18 protein-coding genes are annotated in these 15,099 nt (G+C 61.6%); 12 read left to right on the top strand and 6 right to left on the bottom strand.

All coding sequences use genetic code 11. The features are described from left to right. The first annotated feature begins 64 nt into the window (after positions 1 to 64). Genes ACFORG_RS00420 through ACFORG_RS00405 form a run of 4 tightly spaced genes read left to right on the top strand, consistent with a single transcriptional unit; the run spans position 65 to position 4,216 of the window. Positions 65 to 1,231, top strand: a complete 1,167-nt coding sequence (locus ACFORG_RS00420; RefSeq protein ID WP_386733398.1) for an ABC transporter ATP-binding protein — start codon at positions 65 to 67, stop codon at positions 1,229 to 1,231. Further along, positions 1,231 to 2,106, top strand: coding sequence for an ABC transporter permease subunit (locus ACFORG_RS00415; protein ID WP_386733397.1), 876 nt, complete (start codon positions 1,231 to 1,233; stop codon positions 2,104 to 2,106). The genes ACFORG_RS00420 and ACFORG_RS00415 overlap by 1 nt, the downstream gene beginning before the upstream one ends. Beyond that, positions 2,103 to 2,918: an ABC transporter permease gene (locus ACFORG_RS00410; protein ID WP_386733396.1), complete on the top strand. Its 816-nt coding sequence runs from the start codon at positions 2,103 to 2,105 to the stop codon at positions 2,916 to 2,918. The genes ACFORG_RS00415 and ACFORG_RS00410 overlap by 4 nt, the downstream gene beginning before the upstream one ends. Then, positions 2,915 to 4,216 (top strand): NAD(P)/FAD-dependent oxidoreductase, encoded by a 1,302-nt coding sequence (locus ACFORG_RS00405; RefSeq protein ID WP_386733395.1) that lies wholly within the window; start codon positions 2,915 to 2,917, stop codon positions 4,214 to 4,216. Before ACFORG_RS00410 ends, ACFORG_RS00405 begins: the two co-directional genes overlap by 4 nt. Here ACFORG_RS00405 and ACFORG_RS00400 read toward each other — a convergent pair. From ACFORG_RS00400 to fliK, 3 genes are all read right to left on the bottom strand, one after another. Beyond that, positions 4,202 to 5,056, bottom strand: a complete 855-nt coding sequence (locus ACFORG_RS00400) for a phosphotransferase family protein (protein WP_386733394.1) — start codon at positions 5,054 to 5,056, stop codon at positions 4,202 to 4,204. The genes ACFORG_RS00405 and ACFORG_RS00400 overlap by 15 nt on opposite strands. A gap of 93 nt (positions 5,057 to 5,149) precedes the next feature. Beyond that, positions 5,150 to 5,803, bottom strand: a complete 654-nt coding sequence (locus ACFORG_RS00395) for a flagellar hook capping FlgD N-terminal domain-containing protein (RefSeq protein ID WP_386733393.1) — start codon at positions 5,801 to 5,803, stop codon at positions 5,150 to 5,152. Positions 5,804 to 5,805: 2 nt separating this feature from the next. Next, complete coding sequence (fliK, locus tag ACFORG_RS00390; RefSeq protein WP_386733392.1) at positions 5,806 to 6,129, bottom strand: flagellar hook-length control protein FliK; 324 nt, start codon at positions 6,127 to 6,129, stop codon at positions 5,806 to 5,808. A 1,206-nt stretch (positions 6,130 to 7,335) separates the two neighbouring features. Here fliK and ACFORG_RS00385 point away from each other — a divergent pair. The 6 genes from ACFORG_RS00385 (at position 7,336) to ACFORG_RS00360 (ending at position 10,981) form a co-directional block, all read left to right on the top strand. Beyond that, positions 7,336 to 7,584: a rod-binding protein gene (locus ACFORG_RS00385; RefSeq protein WP_386733391.1), complete on the top strand. Its 249-nt coding sequence runs from the start codon at positions 7,336 to 7,338 to the stop codon at positions 7,582 to 7,584. Then, entirely contained in the window at positions 7,574 to 7,933 is a 360-nt protein-coding gene (locus ACFORG_RS00380; RefSeq protein ID WP_386733390.1) for a flagellar biosynthesis protein FlgN, read from the top strand. The genes ACFORG_RS00385 and ACFORG_RS00380 overlap by 11 nt, the downstream gene beginning before the upstream one ends. Positions 7,934 to 8,131: 198 nt before the next feature. Next, complete coding sequence (locus ACFORG_RS00375) at positions 8,132 to 9,343, top strand: flagellin N-terminal helical domain-containing protein (RefSeq protein WP_386733389.1); 1,212 nt, start codon at positions 8,132 to 8,134, stop codon at positions 9,341 to 9,343. 69 nt (positions 9,344 to 9,412) lie between these two features. Next, positions 9,413 to 9,787 carry a flagellar biosynthesis regulator FlaF gene (gene flaF, locus ACFORG_RS00370; protein ID WP_386733388.1) on the top strand — a complete coding sequence of 125 codons (375 nt, stop codon included), beginning with the start codon at positions 9,413 to 9,415 and terminating at the stop codon, positions 9,785 to 9,787. Position 9,788: 1 nt separating this feature from the next. Then, positions 9,789 to 10,193 carry a flagellar biosynthesis repressor FlbT gene (gene flbT, locus ACFORG_RS00365; RefSeq protein WP_386733387.1) on the top strand — a complete coding sequence of 135 codons (405 nt, stop codon included), beginning with the start codon at positions 9,789 to 9,791 and terminating at the stop codon, positions 10,191 to 10,193. Beyond that, positions 10,190 to 10,981 (top strand): DUF1217 domain-containing protein, encoded by a 792-nt coding sequence (locus ACFORG_RS00360; protein ID WP_386733386.1) that lies wholly within the window; start codon positions 10,190 to 10,192, stop codon positions 10,979 to 10,981. Before flbT ends, ACFORG_RS00360 begins: the two co-directional genes overlap by 4 nt. Before the next feature lie 10 nt (positions 10,982 to 10,991). Here ACFORG_RS00360 and ACFORG_RS00355 read toward each other — a convergent pair whose 3' ends face one another. From ACFORG_RS00355 to ACFORG_RS00345, 3 genes are all read right to left on the bottom strand, one after another. Beyond that, positions 10,992 to 12,548, bottom strand: coding sequence for a DUF427 domain-containing protein (locus ACFORG_RS00355; protein ID WP_386733385.1), 1,557 nt, complete (start codon positions 12,546 to 12,548; stop codon positions 10,992 to 10,994). Positions 12,549 to 12,670: 122 nt separating this feature from the next. Continuing rightward, a complete protein-coding gene (locus tag ACFORG_RS00350; RefSeq protein ID WP_386733384.1) occupies positions 12,671 to 13,372 on the bottom strand; it encodes a winged helix-turn-helix domain-containing protein in 702 nt (233 codons plus the stop codon). After that, positions 13,344 to 13,631, bottom strand: coding sequence for a hypothetical protein (locus tag ACFORG_RS00345; protein WP_386733884.1), 288 nt, complete (start codon positions 13,629 to 13,631; stop codon positions 13,344 to 13,346). The genes ACFORG_RS00350 and ACFORG_RS00345 overlap by 29 nt, the downstream gene beginning before the upstream one ends. Positions 13,632 to 13,798: 167 nt before the next feature. Here ACFORG_RS00345 and ACFORG_RS00340 point away from each other — a divergent pair, with 167 nt between their 5' ends. Both ACFORG_RS00340 and ACFORG_RS00335 read left to right on the top strand, forming a co-directional pair. After that, complete coding sequence (locus ACFORG_RS00340) at positions 13,799 to 14,275, top strand: hypothetical protein (protein WP_386733383.1); 477 nt, start codon at positions 13,799 to 13,801, stop codon at positions 14,273 to 14,275. A 110-nt stretch (positions 14,276 to 14,385) separates the two neighbouring features. After that, on the top strand, positions 14,386 to 15,015 hold the full coding sequence (locus ACFORG_RS00335) for a ribonuclease HII (RefSeq protein ID WP_386733382.1): 630 nt from the start codon (positions 14,386 to 14,388) through the stop codon (positions 15,013 to 15,015). Positions 15,016 to 15,099: the final 84 nt, after the last annotated feature.

Below are 15,099 nucleotides of genomic sequence, written 5' to 3'. Positions count from 1 at the left end.
CCCGCTCGCCCCTATCGGCCTGCGCCAGAACCGGTGCAGGCCTTTCCATATCCCGGATGCTTGCATGGCCGATACCGCCCCCAAGATGAAACCGAAACCGGCCGCGCATGCCGGTGTTTTCGAACCGTGGAACGACCCCGGCGCCAAGCCGTTGATCCAGTTCCAGAACGTCACCAAGAAATTCGGCGATTTCACTGCCATCGAGGACCTGACGCTCGACATATTCGAGCGCGAGTTCTTTGCCCTTCTGGGGCCGTCGGGCTGTGGCAAGACGACGATGATGCGGATGCTGGCGGGGTTCGAAAAGCCGACAAGCGGACAAATCATGCTGGCCGGGCAGGATATCGACCCGATCCCGCCCAACAAACGGGCGGTGAACATGATGTTTCAGTCCTATGCGTTGTTCCCGCATCTGACCGTGTATGAAAACATCGCCTTTGGCCTGCGCCGGGACCGGATGCCGAAGGCCGATCTCGAAGGGCGGGTGCATGAGATGTTGCGCCTGACGCGGCTGGAACGTTTCTCGGGTCGCAAACCGCACCAGATCTCGGGCGGGCAGCGGCAGCGCGTCGCCCTCGCGCGCAGCCTTGCCAAGGCGCCGAAACTCCTGCTTCTCGATGAACCGCTCGGTGCGCTCGACAAGAAACTGCGGCAGGACACGCAGTTCGAGCTGATGGACATCCAAGAAAAGACGGGCACCACTTTTGTCATCGTCACCCACGACCAGGAAGAGGCGATGACCGTCGCCAGCCGGGTTGCGGTGATGAATGACGGCAAACTGATGCAGGTCGCCACACCTGACCGTATCTACGAGACGCCGAACTCGGTCTACGTGGCCGATTTCATCGGTGACGTGAACATCATCGAAGGCAAGGCAACCGCCACCGGCGACGAGACCTACGGCGTCGATTGGGGCGAGGGCCGCGCACCGCTGGTTGCCAAATCGGCGCGGCCGTTTTCCGACGGCCAAGCCTGCCACCTGGCGATCCGACCCGAAAAGGTGGCGATTTCGGCTGAGCGCCCGGAGGAAGCCGCCAACGCGGTGCAGGGCAAGATCCTCGACATCGCCTATTTGGGCAATCTGTCCACCTATCACGTGGAAATCGCCGGCGGCACCATCGTCAAGGCGCAGACCGCCAACACCCGCCGCATTGCGCGGCGCAGCTTTACCTGGGAAGACACCGTCTGGCTGTCATGGACAGCCACTGCCGGTGTGCTCTTGGCCGAGTGATGCGGCGCTTCTTCCTTATCGCGGTACCTTATGCATGGCTGCTGGCGCTGTTCCTCGTGCCGTTCGTCATCGTGTTCAAGATCTCGCTGTCGGATATCGCGCTGTCGATTCCTCCTTACACGCCGACCTTGACCGATGGCTTGAAGGAGTTCCTTGCCGGGCTCGACTTCGAGAATTTCGTCTTCCTTACGCAAGATGACCTGTACTGGAAGGCGTATCTAAGCAGTGTGCGGATCGCCTTGGTGGCGACGCTCCTGACGTTGCTTGTCGGCTACCCGATCGCCTATGGCATGGCCCGCGCGCCACAGGAATGGCGCCCGACGCTGATGATGCTGGTGATCCTGCCCTTTTGGACCTCGTTCCTCATCCGCGTCTACGCGTGGATGGGCATTCTGAGCAACGAAGGTCTTCTCAATCAGTTTCTCATGATGCTGGGTATCATTTCCGATCCACTCATCATCCTGAACACCAACACCGCCGTCTATATCGGCATCGTTTACACTTATCTGCCCTTCATGATCCTGCCGATTTATGCCGCGCTCGAGCGGTTGGACGGGTCGCTGATCGAGGCGGCCGAGGATCTGGGATGCTCGCGTGCGCAGGCGTTCTGGCTGGTTACCATACCGCTGTCGCGGCCCGGCATAATCGCCGGGTGCTTCCTGGTGTTCATCCCCGTGATCGGTGAATTCGTCATCCCCTCGCTCCTTGGTGGATCGGAGACGCTGATGATCGGCAAGGTCCTGTGGGAAGAGTTCTTCTCGAACCGCGACTGGCCGGTGGCTTCGGCGGTGGCGGTGGTTCTGCTGCTGATCCTCATCATCCCGATCGTGCTGTTTCAGCGCAATCAGCAGAAACAGGCGGAGAGCGACCAATGACCCGGCTGAGTTGGTTCAACACGGTCTCGCTGACGCTGGGCTTTGCCTTCCTGTATATCCCGATGATCATCCTCGTGATCTACAGCTTCAACGAGTCGAAACTGGTCACCGTCTGGGCGGGCTTCTCAACCAAGTGGTACGGTGAGCTTCTACGAAACGAGGCCTTCCTTGACGCGGCATGGGTTACGGTCAAGGTGGCGGTCCTTTCCTCGACGCTGGCGACAATCCTCGGCACAATGGCGGCGCTGGTTCTGGTGCGGGCCGGCCGGTTCCTTGGGCGGACGCTGTTTTCGGGGATGATCTATGCGCCGCTTGTCATGCCCGAAGTGATTACCGGCCTTTCGCTGCTATTGCTGTTCATCGGGATTGGGCTCGACCGGGGTATCCTGACCATCGTACTGGCCCATACCACCTTCTCCATGTGCTACGTGTCGGTCGTGGTCTCGTCGCGTCTCGTGACGTTCGACCGCTCTCTGGAGGAGGCCGCGCTGGATCTTGGGGCGTCTCAGGCCGAGGCGTTCCGCCTTGTCACCCTGCCGATCATTGCACCCGCCGTGATTTCCGGCTGGCTTCTGGCGTTTACCTTGTCCCTTGACGATCTTGTGATTGCATCCTTCACGGCTGGTCCTTCGGCGACGACTTTGCCGATCAAGATCTTCTCGGCCGTGCGTCTGGGTGTCAGCCCCGAGATCAACGCGCTGTCGACGATCATGATCGCCATCGTGACGGTGGGCGTCATCACCGCATCGCTGGTGACGAAACGCGCGATGGTGCGCCAACAGCAGGACGAGCTTGCGGCGATCCGCACATGAGGCGGATCTTTCCCGACTGGACCTATGGCCCCGGACCGCGTGACGGATGCTGGTGGGACGAGACCGTCGCGGCACCAGACTGGCCCATCCTGGGCGAGGAAACCCGTGCCGATGTCGTCATTATCGGCGGCGGGTTCACCGGCATGTCCGCCGCACTCCACCTCGCGGCGCAGGGGACGAAGGTCGCCCTGCTCGAGGCGGAAACACCGGGCTGGGGTGCATCTGGACGCAATGGCGGGTTCTGCTGTCTGGGCGGGGCCAAACTCGGCACCGCAGCCATGGAGCGGCAATACGGGGCCGCGGCTACCGCCGCGTATCACAAGGCCGAGGTGGAGGCTGTCGCGCTTGCCGGCAGCCTGATCGAGACGCATCGGATTGATGCAGATACGCATTCCAAGGGTGAGACCCGGCTGGCCCATTCGCCACGCGCAATGGAGGCCTTGCGCCGCGAGGCCGAGGCAGGGGGGACTCTGCACGAGGCCTCGGACCTGCCGGGCCTTGGTCTTGCAGGGGCTTTTTACGGAGGATTGACCGATCCGACCGGGTTCGCGCTCAACCCAAGCAAGTATCTCTTTGGTCTCGCGCGGTCTGCGCAGAATTTCGGGGCGGCCTTGTTTCAGCGCAGTCCCGCGTTGTCGATCCGACGGGACGGGAAAGGCTGGCATGTGAGCACGCCGACAGGTGGCGTCACCGCCGACGCCGTTCTGATCTGCACTAACGGCTATTCCTCCGAGGATGTGCCACCATGGATGGCCAGCCGCTATATGCCGGCCCAATCCACCGTTATGGTCACGCGCCCCATGAGTGCCGGAGAGTTGGAGGCGCAGGGCTGGACCTCTGATCAGATGGCTTATGACACGCGAAACATGCTGCATTACTTCCGCCTGATGCCGGACCGGAGGTTCCTGTTCGGGATGCGTGGTGGCCTGACCTCCTCGCCTCGCGCCGAGGCCTCGATAAGGCGCAGGGTCCGGCGCGATTTCGATCGCATGTTTCCGGCTTGGCGCGGGATCGAGACCACGCATAGCTGGTCCGGTATGGTCTGCCTGTCACGGCGGCTGGTGCCTTTCGTCGGGCCTGTGCCCAAGCAACCCGGGCTGTTCGCCGGGTTTGCCTATCATGGAAATGGTGTTGCGATGGGCACCTATTCCGGGCGGGCGCTGGCATGGCTGGCACTGGGGCAGGAGCCGGGCTTGCCCGATGTCATGTCATGTCTGGCGAGGCGCTTTCCGTTCGGGCGGTGGCGGCGTGCGATCATGCCGCCGGCCTATGCCGCATTGGCACTAGCCGATCTTTGAAAGGCGACAGCGCAGTTCAGCGCATTCCAACTCGTAGGCAGAAGCATAGTCAGCCGCACCCTGCTGGCAACGCCACAGGCAATAAGCCGCCATCCGCCAGGTAAACCACGGACGAAGACAATGATACCGCTCGACCACCTCCCGGTCTGGGTAAGCGCCAAGAAATGCTGTGCGTTCAGCCCCGCTCAGTGCTGCGCCGCGGTAAATGAACTGCATGGCCGGGGACAGAAACAGCGCGAGGTCTTCTGCGGGGTCACCAAGGACCGGGCATTGCCAGTCGATCAGGCAAAGACCTTTGGCTCCGCACAGGATATTGCCGGGCACCGGATCGCCATGGATCATCGCGCTTGCACCGGCGGCGGGGACATCGCCTCCGGGTGCCAGCGTCATGAGGTCCGGTTGCAGATCGGGGCGACACAACGAAATGAGGTTCCGTGTCTGCGCGGTAAGGTCTGCGCTGCCATCCGGCCCTCGCGGAAGATCGATGCCCAGTGCGGGCCGACGGTGCAAGCGATGCAGCATCCGGGCTACTGGGGCGGGGTCGGTTCGCCAGCAGGTGCCGGCGGAGAAGTCGTAAACAACCCATCGAGTCCCGTCGATCTCGCCCTGGGCACGGAGGTTCGGGGCAAGGCCGCTGGATGATAACGCGGCAAGACAGAGCGCTTCGGCCTCGGGGTCGTTCCGGAAGAGCGGGTTATCGCGGTTGGAGCGATACAGTTTCAGAACGATGGGATCACCGGCCGTATCCACGCGCCACACACGGTTCGTGCGCCCTCCGGCCAGCTTCGAGAAGGTCGCTGCGACTGGCACGGCGCCGATATGGACCAGGTGATTTCTCACCTTCCGGGGCGGTTGATCGGGTGTTTCGTGCAGGAGGGAGCCCTTCGCGCTTATGGCAACAGGCCGCAGACTTGCCCTGAAACCTTGGGCGGATCAACCTCCTTGGCGCAGACCCGTAACATCCACTGACCGAATGATGCTGCCTCCGGATAGCTCCAGAAGTACCTCGCCGTCTTTGAGGCGTGCCTCCGTAATACGGCGATAACTGGGTGTCGCCAGATCGTCGAGCAGTTCATCACCCTGATAGCTTTCTGTAGAGAAGCTGTAGAGCCCGTTGGGAAGGTCCGGACCGCCGATCCAGTCCACAGCCTCTCCGGATACATCGACTTGTTGACGATCAACGACCGTTCCGGTGGCATCACGGACGACCAGGGCCGCGGTCAGCGCGTTCTCGGCGATTTGAGGCATCACCGTTATCGGGGTGCCTTGGTAGTGAGCGGGGGCAAGGCTCCGAGCCTCCATCCCGACCCATCCCGCCAGTTCCGCGATCGATGCCCCGCCGAGTCGAGAAACCAGCGCGGTCAGCATGTCGTTGGTTTGTACCTGCTGTTCGACCATCGAAAACTGTGCGAGTTGCGCGGCGTATTGCGAGGAATCGATCGGCTCCAGAGGGTCCTGGTAGCGGGCTTGTGCTGTCAGCATGTTCAAGAAGGTTTCAAAATCTGAAGACAGCCCTGCCTGATTGCCCGGTTTCGCGCTCGTACTGCTTCGTGGCGCTGACGCCGATTGCGTGATTTCCATCGTCATGCTCACATCCTCATGTCGAGACCGGACAGGGCCATCGGTGGGCTGTCGCGGCGGTTGCCTTCGTCCAACGGTGCTATGTCGGGCGGTTGATCGGTGATGTCGGGCTTGCCCCTATCCTGGTGCCTCTCCGTCCTTTCACCGAAAGTGAAGTCGACCGAGCCATAGCCGATCTCGCGGAATGCACTGGCCAGTTCGGCGATGTTTCGGCGCAGAAGTTCAAGGGTTTCAGGTCTTTCAGCGCCGAGGTGCAAGGTGATAGCGTCATCGCGTGTCACGATGCTCATGCGGACGCGCCCAAGCTCCTCGGGGTTCAGAGCGATATCCACAGCGTCGCCGTTTTGGATGCTGCCGAAGGCGTTGCTTATTTGAACGGCTGCACCGCGCGCGGCTTCAACGCGCGTCGGCGCAAGGGGTGAATTGGATTGCGCGCGCTCTTGAACGGCTGGCGGTTCGGTGTGCGCAGCTGTTTCGAGAACGTCTATCGAGGTTTGGCCCATCTCCGATTGCGGAATGGAATGTCGAACCGCATCCGTATCCATGACTGAACGCACACCGGAAAAAGCCGTACCGCCGTGGGACGGTTTTCGGGTTTCAGCCGGTGCTGGTAGAGCAAACGATTGGTCGCGACCCGAGGAGGCAAACGACCCGGAATAGGGCAGGGGCGAGAAAGGTCTGGCGGAGTGGCTCTGGCGCTCGTTGGTTGCGAGAGTTTCGGGGGGCAATGGTTTGTCGTTCTGCATTGCCAAAGGTCCATCCGGCAAATCCACCATGGATCGTTGATCGGATGCTCTCCTGGTCGGTGATGCCTGGGGTCGATTTACGCGTTCTACGGAGCCAATCTGTCGTTGGGCAGCGGGCGTTTGCACGGTAGTCGAACGTTCTGCAGACTGCATGATCCGAACCGTTTCCGCGTCGCTCGAGTACACAAATTTCTCCGCCCGGCGCGGAGGATTGACAATGGACACTTCGTGCCTGTCTTGAGATTGAATGTCGGGACGGGCGGCATGCGTTTCGACATTGACCGCCGAAGAGCCTGCTCTTGCAGGGATATCTCCGACCGGTGATTCGGCTGAGATCGCGCTGACATCGACGTCGTTTTGGATACTCTCCGAACCTGCTGAGTAGGACAGTGACGGATGCGTCTCCGGCTCCGAATTCGACCTGCGCGCGTCTGGCGCGTTGACCTCGGATTCACGGACATCTGCTTCGGCGACCTGATCCGGCTGCGTGTCAGGCAAGGCGGAGGTCTGAGCGCTTTCGTTTGATTTTTCCGCCTCAGGCGCGACCAACGCCGCTGCCTCGAAGGCGGCGGCGAAATCTCCTTCGGCAAGCAGGGGTTCGCCTGCAGGAACATCGGTTCGGGGCGCGCGCGGTGACAAGTGTGAAACGGGCTGCAGCATGGTTCTCATTCGGCTTGGGACAGGCCAACACTGTGCCAATAGCGGTTACAATTATTTTAACCGCTTTGCTTCCAGATCGAAAAAACAGCTGATCTAGGAGCCCAGATGATTGTCGCCGGACACCCCCCGCAAATGACCGTACCCGACCGCGCTGCGCAACTGCGCGCTGCCGCCCAGGAACTGGAGGCCGGTTTTCTGGCCGAAATGCTCAAGGCCGCAGGCCTTGGCAAATCTCGTGGTCCCTTCGGTGGCGGTTCTGGAGAAGAGCAATTCGCGTCGTTTCTTGTGCGCGAGCAAGCGCAGCAAATCGCGCGCTCCGGCGGTATCGGGCTGGCCGAGACCCTGTTCACCGCATTGATGGAGAAAACTCATGACCGATGAAAAGACCGACGAAACGGTAGCTGCGCTGGATGCTTTGCTCGAACGCGAAAAGGCGGCGCTTCTGGCGGGCGATCTTTCCGGGCTCGACGGTCTGACGTCCGAAAAAGAGGCGTTGATCTTGCGAATCAACGAGCTCGGCAACCTTGCTCGCGGGCAGGTCGAAGCTCTCGAACGAAAGGTGGGGCGCAACCGTGATCTGATCGAAAGCGCGCGAGAGGGGATCAGGGCGGTCGCCGATCGCATGGCCGAGCTGCGCCGAATTCGCCAGGGCCTGGAAACCTACGACCGGTCGGGTCAGAAACATCGCCACCCGGTGCGGGCGCGGGCCGAGCTCGAGAAACGGGCATGATCGATTCAAATTGTCGCGATCAAACGCTTGCACCTTAGCAAACCGTTAGGAGCTCCCGGCCAATGGTTGGGTCGCACCCGGAACAAGGTGGCGCGGAACCGAAGACAGGGTTTCGCACTCGTCAGAAAGACGTGTAACGGCGCCTGAAGAGGCGGATGAAAACAGGGCCAAACGCCCGAAACATCAAAGGATCATGCTATGTCCAGCATTCTGACGAACAATGGCGCAATGGTTGCGCTGCAGACCCTCAAATCCATCAACAGCGACCTGTCCAAGACCCAAAGCGCGATTTCGACCGGCAAGGATGTCGCCACCGCCAAGGACAACTCGGCCGTCTGGGCGATCTCGAAGGTCATGGAATCCGACGTAAAGGGGTTCAAGGCCATTCAGGACAGTCTGTCGCTGGGGCAGTCAACCGTTGCAGTTGCCCGAAACGCCGCCGAAACCGTGACCGACCTCTTGACCCAGATGAAGGGCAAGATCGTCGCGTCGCAAGAAGACAATGTCGACCGCGCCAAGATCAATGCCGACGTCACCGCGCTCAAGGACCAGATCTCGGCAGTGGTCGGTGCTGCCCAGTTCAACGGCCTCAACCTCGTCGATGGAACCGCGGCTTCTGCTTCGATCCTCGCCTCGCTCGATCGTGACAGCAGCGGCAACGTCACCTCGTCGTCGATCACCGTGGCCGGTCAGGATCTGTCGACGGGCGGATACGTCGCGAACGACATCTTCTCGGGCAGCTCGACAGGTGCTTCGGGGAACGGCGACACGGTGGCATTCGCGCTCGATAATGGTGGCGGCAACGAGCAGGTGGAAATCGCCGAGAACGGCGCGGCCTTCGCGGCTGGCGACAAGGTTTCGATTTCGGTGGGCGACCAGACGGTGTCCTATACCGTCACGGCAGATGACGCGGCGGCCACGACCACCGCGGACCTTGTCGCCGTGGCGCTGAAATCCAAGATCGACGACCTGGGTATAGCCGGGCTGGAAGTGGACTATGACAGCGGTACGCCGGGAACGCTGGACTTCACCAATAACGGTGGCGACGACCTGACCGTCAGCGGACAGTTCACCAACGCAGGGTCCGGTGGTCTGGGCGCGCTGGCGGGCATCGATGTATCGACCGGGGCGGGCGCGACCTCGGCCCTCGCGTCCATCGAGTCGCTGATCGATACGGCAATCGATGCCTCGGCGGCCTTCGGTTCCGTTCAGGGACGCATCGAGACACAGAAAACGTTCGTTTCGAACCTCACCGACTCGCTCAAGGCCGGTATCGGCGGGATGGTCGATGCCGACATGGAAGAGGCGTCGGCGCGTCTTCAGGCTCTGCAGGTGCAGCAGCAGTTGGGCGTGCAGGCGCTTTCGATCGCGAACCAGGCGCCGCAGTCGCTTCTGTCGCTGTTCCGCTGACGACCCTCGCCCCGGGCGCACTTGGATCCGCGCCCGGGGTCCTTCCCTCTCGCAAGTTAAGGACATGACGTGACCGCGCTTTCCCACGCTCGACAGGCCTATGCGGCCGCCGCGGCGCCGATCCGGACGCCCAGAAACACCGAATATGAAGCAATTTCCCGTATCACCAGCAGGCTTCGCCAGGCAGTTGTCGGAAACAAGGAGGTCGGCTTTGCAGAACTAGCCGAAGCCTTGCACGCCAATCACAGACTTTGGAGTCTTCTGGCCGCGCAGGTCGCGGATGAGGCGAACGAGTTGCCACGTGGTCTACGGGCGCAACTCTTCTATCTCGCGGAATTCACGCACCAACACACACCCAAGGTGCTTGCAGGCAAGGCCGGTGCGGAACCGCTTCTCGACATCAATACCTCCATCCTGCGCGGGTTGCGCAGCGGCGAGGTCTGACATGAGCGGGCTTGTTCTGAAACTGGCCCCCAAGGAGCGGGTGCTGATCAATGGCGCGGTTATCGAAAACGGCGACCGCAGGGGCCGTCTGTCCATCGTCACGCCAAATGCAAACATCCTGCGGCTACGCGACGCGATCCACCCCGAGGAGGCGACAACCCCGGTGCGTCGCGTCTGCTATGCCGCGCAACTCGTCCTGTCAGGCGACAGCGACGCAGAGGAAACGCGGCTGACCCTCCTGCGGCGGATCGAGGAGTTGAGCCAGGTCTTCAAGGATCCCGATAGCCGTGCCGCCCTGGCCGAAGCGACCGATGCAGTGGTTGCAGATCATCACTATCGCTGCCTCAAGGCGTTGCGCACGCTCTTGCCGCGCGAGGAGCGCCTGATGGCGTTGGCTGCGCGATGAGCTTTCAGCCGGTCCTTCCTTCCAGCGGTCTGACCGGTTGGCGCTTTCTGCAGAAAACCTATGACAGCCAGCTGAACGTGTTTTCTGCCTCGGCCGCTCGTCAACGCGAAGCGAGCTATTTCACTGAAAAGATTGGCCAGGTGACCAGCGCGGCCGAACTCGTTGCAGACCGACGGCTGCTGGGCGTGGCGCTGGGTGCCTTCGGCCTGCAAAGCGATCTGCAAAACACTTACTTCGTTCGCAAGATTCTCGAAGACGGAAGCACATCGCGCGATGGTCTGGCCAACAGGCTCTCCGACAAGCGATACTTGGATTTTACCCGCGCCTTTGGCCTCGGGCCCGGCGAGGTTCGTCGAACGTCGCAACCTGCCGCCATGGCCGAAATCCTGCAGCAGCATCGGGTCGCCTCCTTCGAGGTCGCGGTGGGCGAGCAGGACGACACGATGCGTATCGCTCTTTACGCACAACGGAGTTTGACCGACCTTGCGACAGAGCCGATCAGCGCCAATGCGCGATGGTTCAAGGTTATGTCCCTGCCGCCGCTACGCACGATGATGGAAACGGCGCTGGGCCTTCCTTCGAGTTTCGGGCGGATCGATATCGACCAGCAGAAATCCGTCTTCGAAGACAAGCTTGCTGGGCTCACGGGCTCAAAGAACATTGCACAGTTCGCAGATCCGGAGGCGCTGGAAAAGCTGACCACCACCTACCTGGCCCGGGCCCAGATAAACGCGATCACGACCGCCGCATCGCCCATGAAGACCGCCCTGATGCTGCTGCAAAGCTAGCTATTCGCAATTATGCCCTGGCGCGGCAGGCCGGACCCGTCAGGGCATAGCTTGTCACCGGGCGTGACACGTTGTGCAGGCTCAGATCGCCCAACGCCACAACGCTGTTGCAGGCGGGCTTGATATCCTCGGACACCACGATCCGGTGCCCCAGCTTCTTACCCGCATCGCCAAGACGGGCCGCGACGTTTGCGGCCCGGCCGATGACGGTGAAGTCGAGCCGCTCGCGCGAGCCGATATTGCCATAGGTGACGCGCCCATAGGACAGGCCGATGGCGCAGTCGCAGGGTTGGGCGTCTTCGGGTTCGGTCAGTGTCTGAACGATCTCGATCGAAGCCTGCAGGGCCGCGCGTTTCGCGGCGGCGGGGTCGCTCCCGGCCGGAAAGACCGCCAGAACCGCGTCGCCGATGAACTTCAGAACTTCGCCATCATTCGTTTCGACCGCGTTCGATACGGTTTCGAAAAACCGGTTCAGCAATGCCAGGTACGCGGCTCGCGGCATTTCTTCTTCCAGCCGGGTCGAGCCGCGCAAATCGCAGAACATTATGGCCGCGTCGATCTCGTCGCCATCGCCGCGGCGAATCTCGCCACCGAGAACGCGCGCGCCGCTGCGCTTGCCGACATATGTCTCCAACAGAGCCTGCGCATTCTCGCGCTGAACGAAGACCTCGTAATAGCGCCCGATCACACTGGCACATTCATAGATCAGGCCGAGATGCGCAGTGCTGAACCCGTCGGGGGCATCGCTTGTCAGGGTCAGAACGTTGCGCCGACCATCGGAAAACGGCATCGGCATCGCCACGTAGTCGGTCGCGCCTTTTTCTCGCAGGTCGCGCATTATCGGATATCGATCGGGCGCGACGTTGTCGGTAAGCCGCTGCCGGACCCCGCCCAGGCCGTTCGAGACGTGGCGCAGGGGGCTGTTCTGAAACGCGGGGTTGTCATGAACCTCGTAGGTCGGCGCAAATGTCGTCAGACCGTCATCCTGTTCCCAGATGAAATGCTTGCCGGCGATCTGGGGGTGGAGGGACCAGACAAGCACGGATAACCTGGAAACCGGAATGCCAGCAGACCGCATCCGCTCGGCCAGTGCAACCGTGAAATCCTCGGGCGTTGCCTCACCCGAGGCCTCCCGCATCAACCAATCGACCAGCGGGCCGACCATGTTTCCGCTCTGGACGTCACGCAGACGATTTTCCCCAAGGTCCATGCGATCGAATGTGGTGGGCAAAAGCGCGATGTGACCGCGGATATCACGACTTTCGGCAAGGGCCTCCTCATAGGACCATGCCGCCTGCGGTACGCGCTCGTCCGGAAGGATAAGGTCGAAATAGGTCGCGGTGCCGCGGAAGGGACAGAATGTCTGCAACTCGGTTGGCGGGCTCAACTCAACCCGCATGTCCGACTTGGGAATGTAGATCACCGGTTGCTGGCGCGTTTCGTACATCGCGACAGCGCGGTTGGTTTCGGCCAGCAGCACATCGCCGCGCCAGAACGCGACACGTTCCTTCAGCCGTTCGATCTGGATTCCATATCCGGGGATCTGCGGCACGTCATGCATGGTCATGGCGGGCTTTCCTGTGACTGGGCCACTTACACTACCACAAATCTGGGGATGCGGCCGACAAATGCCAAGGCCCCCGGACGCAGGGTGGTTATGCGCTGGCGCAGATGTGAAAGGCCGACGGGTCAGACCATCTGGATCACGTCCTTGTCGATCGCCAGCATGTAACCGCGCCGCGCGATGTTCTTGACCAGCAATTCGCTGACCATCTGGTTGCCCAGCGTGTCGCGCAGACGTTTGATCCGGGTGGCGCCGGCTGCTTCCTCGCAATCGGCGGCATCGCGCCCCGAGATCATCGCCTCGATCTCGGCACCTGACAGAACATCGTCATCCAGCCGCGCTTCGGCCAGAACCGAGAGAGTCTCGATTGCGGCGGGGGTCAGCTTGAAATCCATGTTGTTGAGGTAGACGGTGTTTTCCTCTCGGCTGATCAGGAGCGATGTCACCTGGATGCCCACCCGCTCGATCTGGGCCATCCGGCGGTTGAGTGCGACGAGCATGACCAGAAACACCAGTGCTGCCACCAGCATTGCGGCGGCAAAGACCAACAGCACAAAGATCACCATCCGGTAGCTGGCCAGCGTATCGGCAAAGGCGGTGCCCGACTGCGCAAGGATCTCCAGCAATTTGATTTCGGCCTGTGTCGTCAGGTCGTTCTCGACGAACACCCGCTCCACCCGGGCGTTGAAGGCATTGGCATCCGGCAAGGTCAGCAGAAGGAACGTCAGCGCGGTGCCGAGGATGACAACGATGGCCGCAATTCCCAGCCCGACGATCCGGCCGCCGGACCGGCGCATGTCAGAAACGGAGGTAGTAGGCTCCGGCATCGGCCTTCCTTTCCTGCAATCCCTCGGGGCCGAAAACCGACAGCACGTTCAGCAGGGTCCAACCCGCCGCGCTCAGCCTGTCGGCGACTTCGGCTTGCGCTTGCGCCGTCGAACAGGCCTGTACCTGCATCACACCGTAATGCAATCGCAAGGGGGCGTCCTGTTTGGCCTTGTAGTCGGCATAACACTCTGCCGCCGCCACGGTTGGAGGGGCTGCAAGACAGGCCGCGAGAGTCAGGAGAGAGAGCATCTGTTTCATGTCGGCCAATCTGCGCTCATGGGGGCGGATATTCAATAACAGCAGGGGATTGGGGCGGCTGATATCGGATAACATAGGGGCGTTATTGCCTGATCGGGCTGGCCCGGCCCAGCTTGGGTGCATCACACCGGCGCCCTTGCGCCAACCGCCCAATGAAAGGATCGCACATGCACCGCAAGTTCATCGCCCTCGTCGTCTCGACCGCCATCGCCATCACCGGTTTGTCCGCCGCCCCCGCCCGCGCCGCGGATCCGCACGACATACTTGGCGGACTGGCCGCGCTGGCCATTCTCGGCGCCGCGATCAACCATTATGACAAGAAGCGTGAGCGCGAGCGCGCGCGCAGCTATCAGCCCCCGGTGACGCGCAACCATTCGTACCACGACCAGCCGGGGCCGCGCCTTCCGGCCAAGAAACTGCCTGATCGGGTTCGCCAGTATGATCTGCCATCGCAATGCCTGCGACAGGTCGACTCGTACCGCCGCGGCCCGGTTTTGGGCAGCCGCTGTCTTCAGCGCAACTATGCCTGGGCTGACCGGTTGCCGCGTTCTTGCGAGGTTGACGTCCGCATGGGCGACCGCTTCCGCCGGGCCTACGACACGCGCTGCCTGCGGCAGCAGGGATACCGGGTGGTGGTCGACTGATCCTGAAAGTCGGGCAGAGCCGCCCCGCGACAGGGGAGGCGGAAAGGGGGCAGTGCGCTGCCCCCTTTTTTTGCTTGCACAGGGCATGATTTCGCGGTTTCCCGTTTAATATGGAATTGGGCGATATCCGGTGCAGTTTCGAGTTCGAAGAGCAGGCCCGCAAGCGCGGGGCGGTACGCATCGCCGGTGTCGACGAGGTGGGGCGTGGCCCGCTGGCCGGGCCGGTCGTGGCCGCGGCGGTGATTCTCGACATCGCGGCGCTGCCCGCCGGGCTTGACGACTCCAAGAAGCTTTCTGCGAAACGCCGTGCTGCGCTGGATCTCGAGATCCGAGCAAGCGCGCAGGTCGCCGTCGCGCAGGCCAGCGTCGAAGAGATCGACCGCCTGAACATCCTGCGCGCCTCGCACCTTGCGATGGAGCGCGCGGTCGCGATGCTCGATCCCGCGCCGGATTACCTGTTGATCGACGGGAACATGATCCCGGCCAATCTGCATGTGGCCTGCGAGGCGGTCGTCAAGGGCGATGCAAGGTCGATGTCCATCGCAGCCGCTTCGATTTGTGCCAAGATATGGCGCGACCGCCACATGGTGGATTTGGCGCAACAGCACCCTGGCTATGGTTGGGAAACCAACATGGGATATGGGTCGAAACAACACAAAGAAGCGCTGCAAAATCTTGGTGTCACGCCCCACCATAGGCGTTCGTTCAAGCCGGTCCACAATATCTTGTATCAAGGCTAAAACGTAACTTGCTGATTCAAAAAAGAAATTGACCACGAATCCGGTTTGACTCAATCTGTCCTCAACCAAATGAGCGCAAAATGC

It is taken from the genome of Lutimaribacter marinistellae, assembly GCF_042648365.1.
Classification (GTDB): Bacteria; Pseudomonadota; Alphaproteobacteria; order Rhodobacterales; family Rhodobacteraceae; genus Lutimaribacter_A; species Lutimaribacter_A marinistellae.
This window is presented reverse-complemented; position numbering and strand designations above follow the sequence as displayed.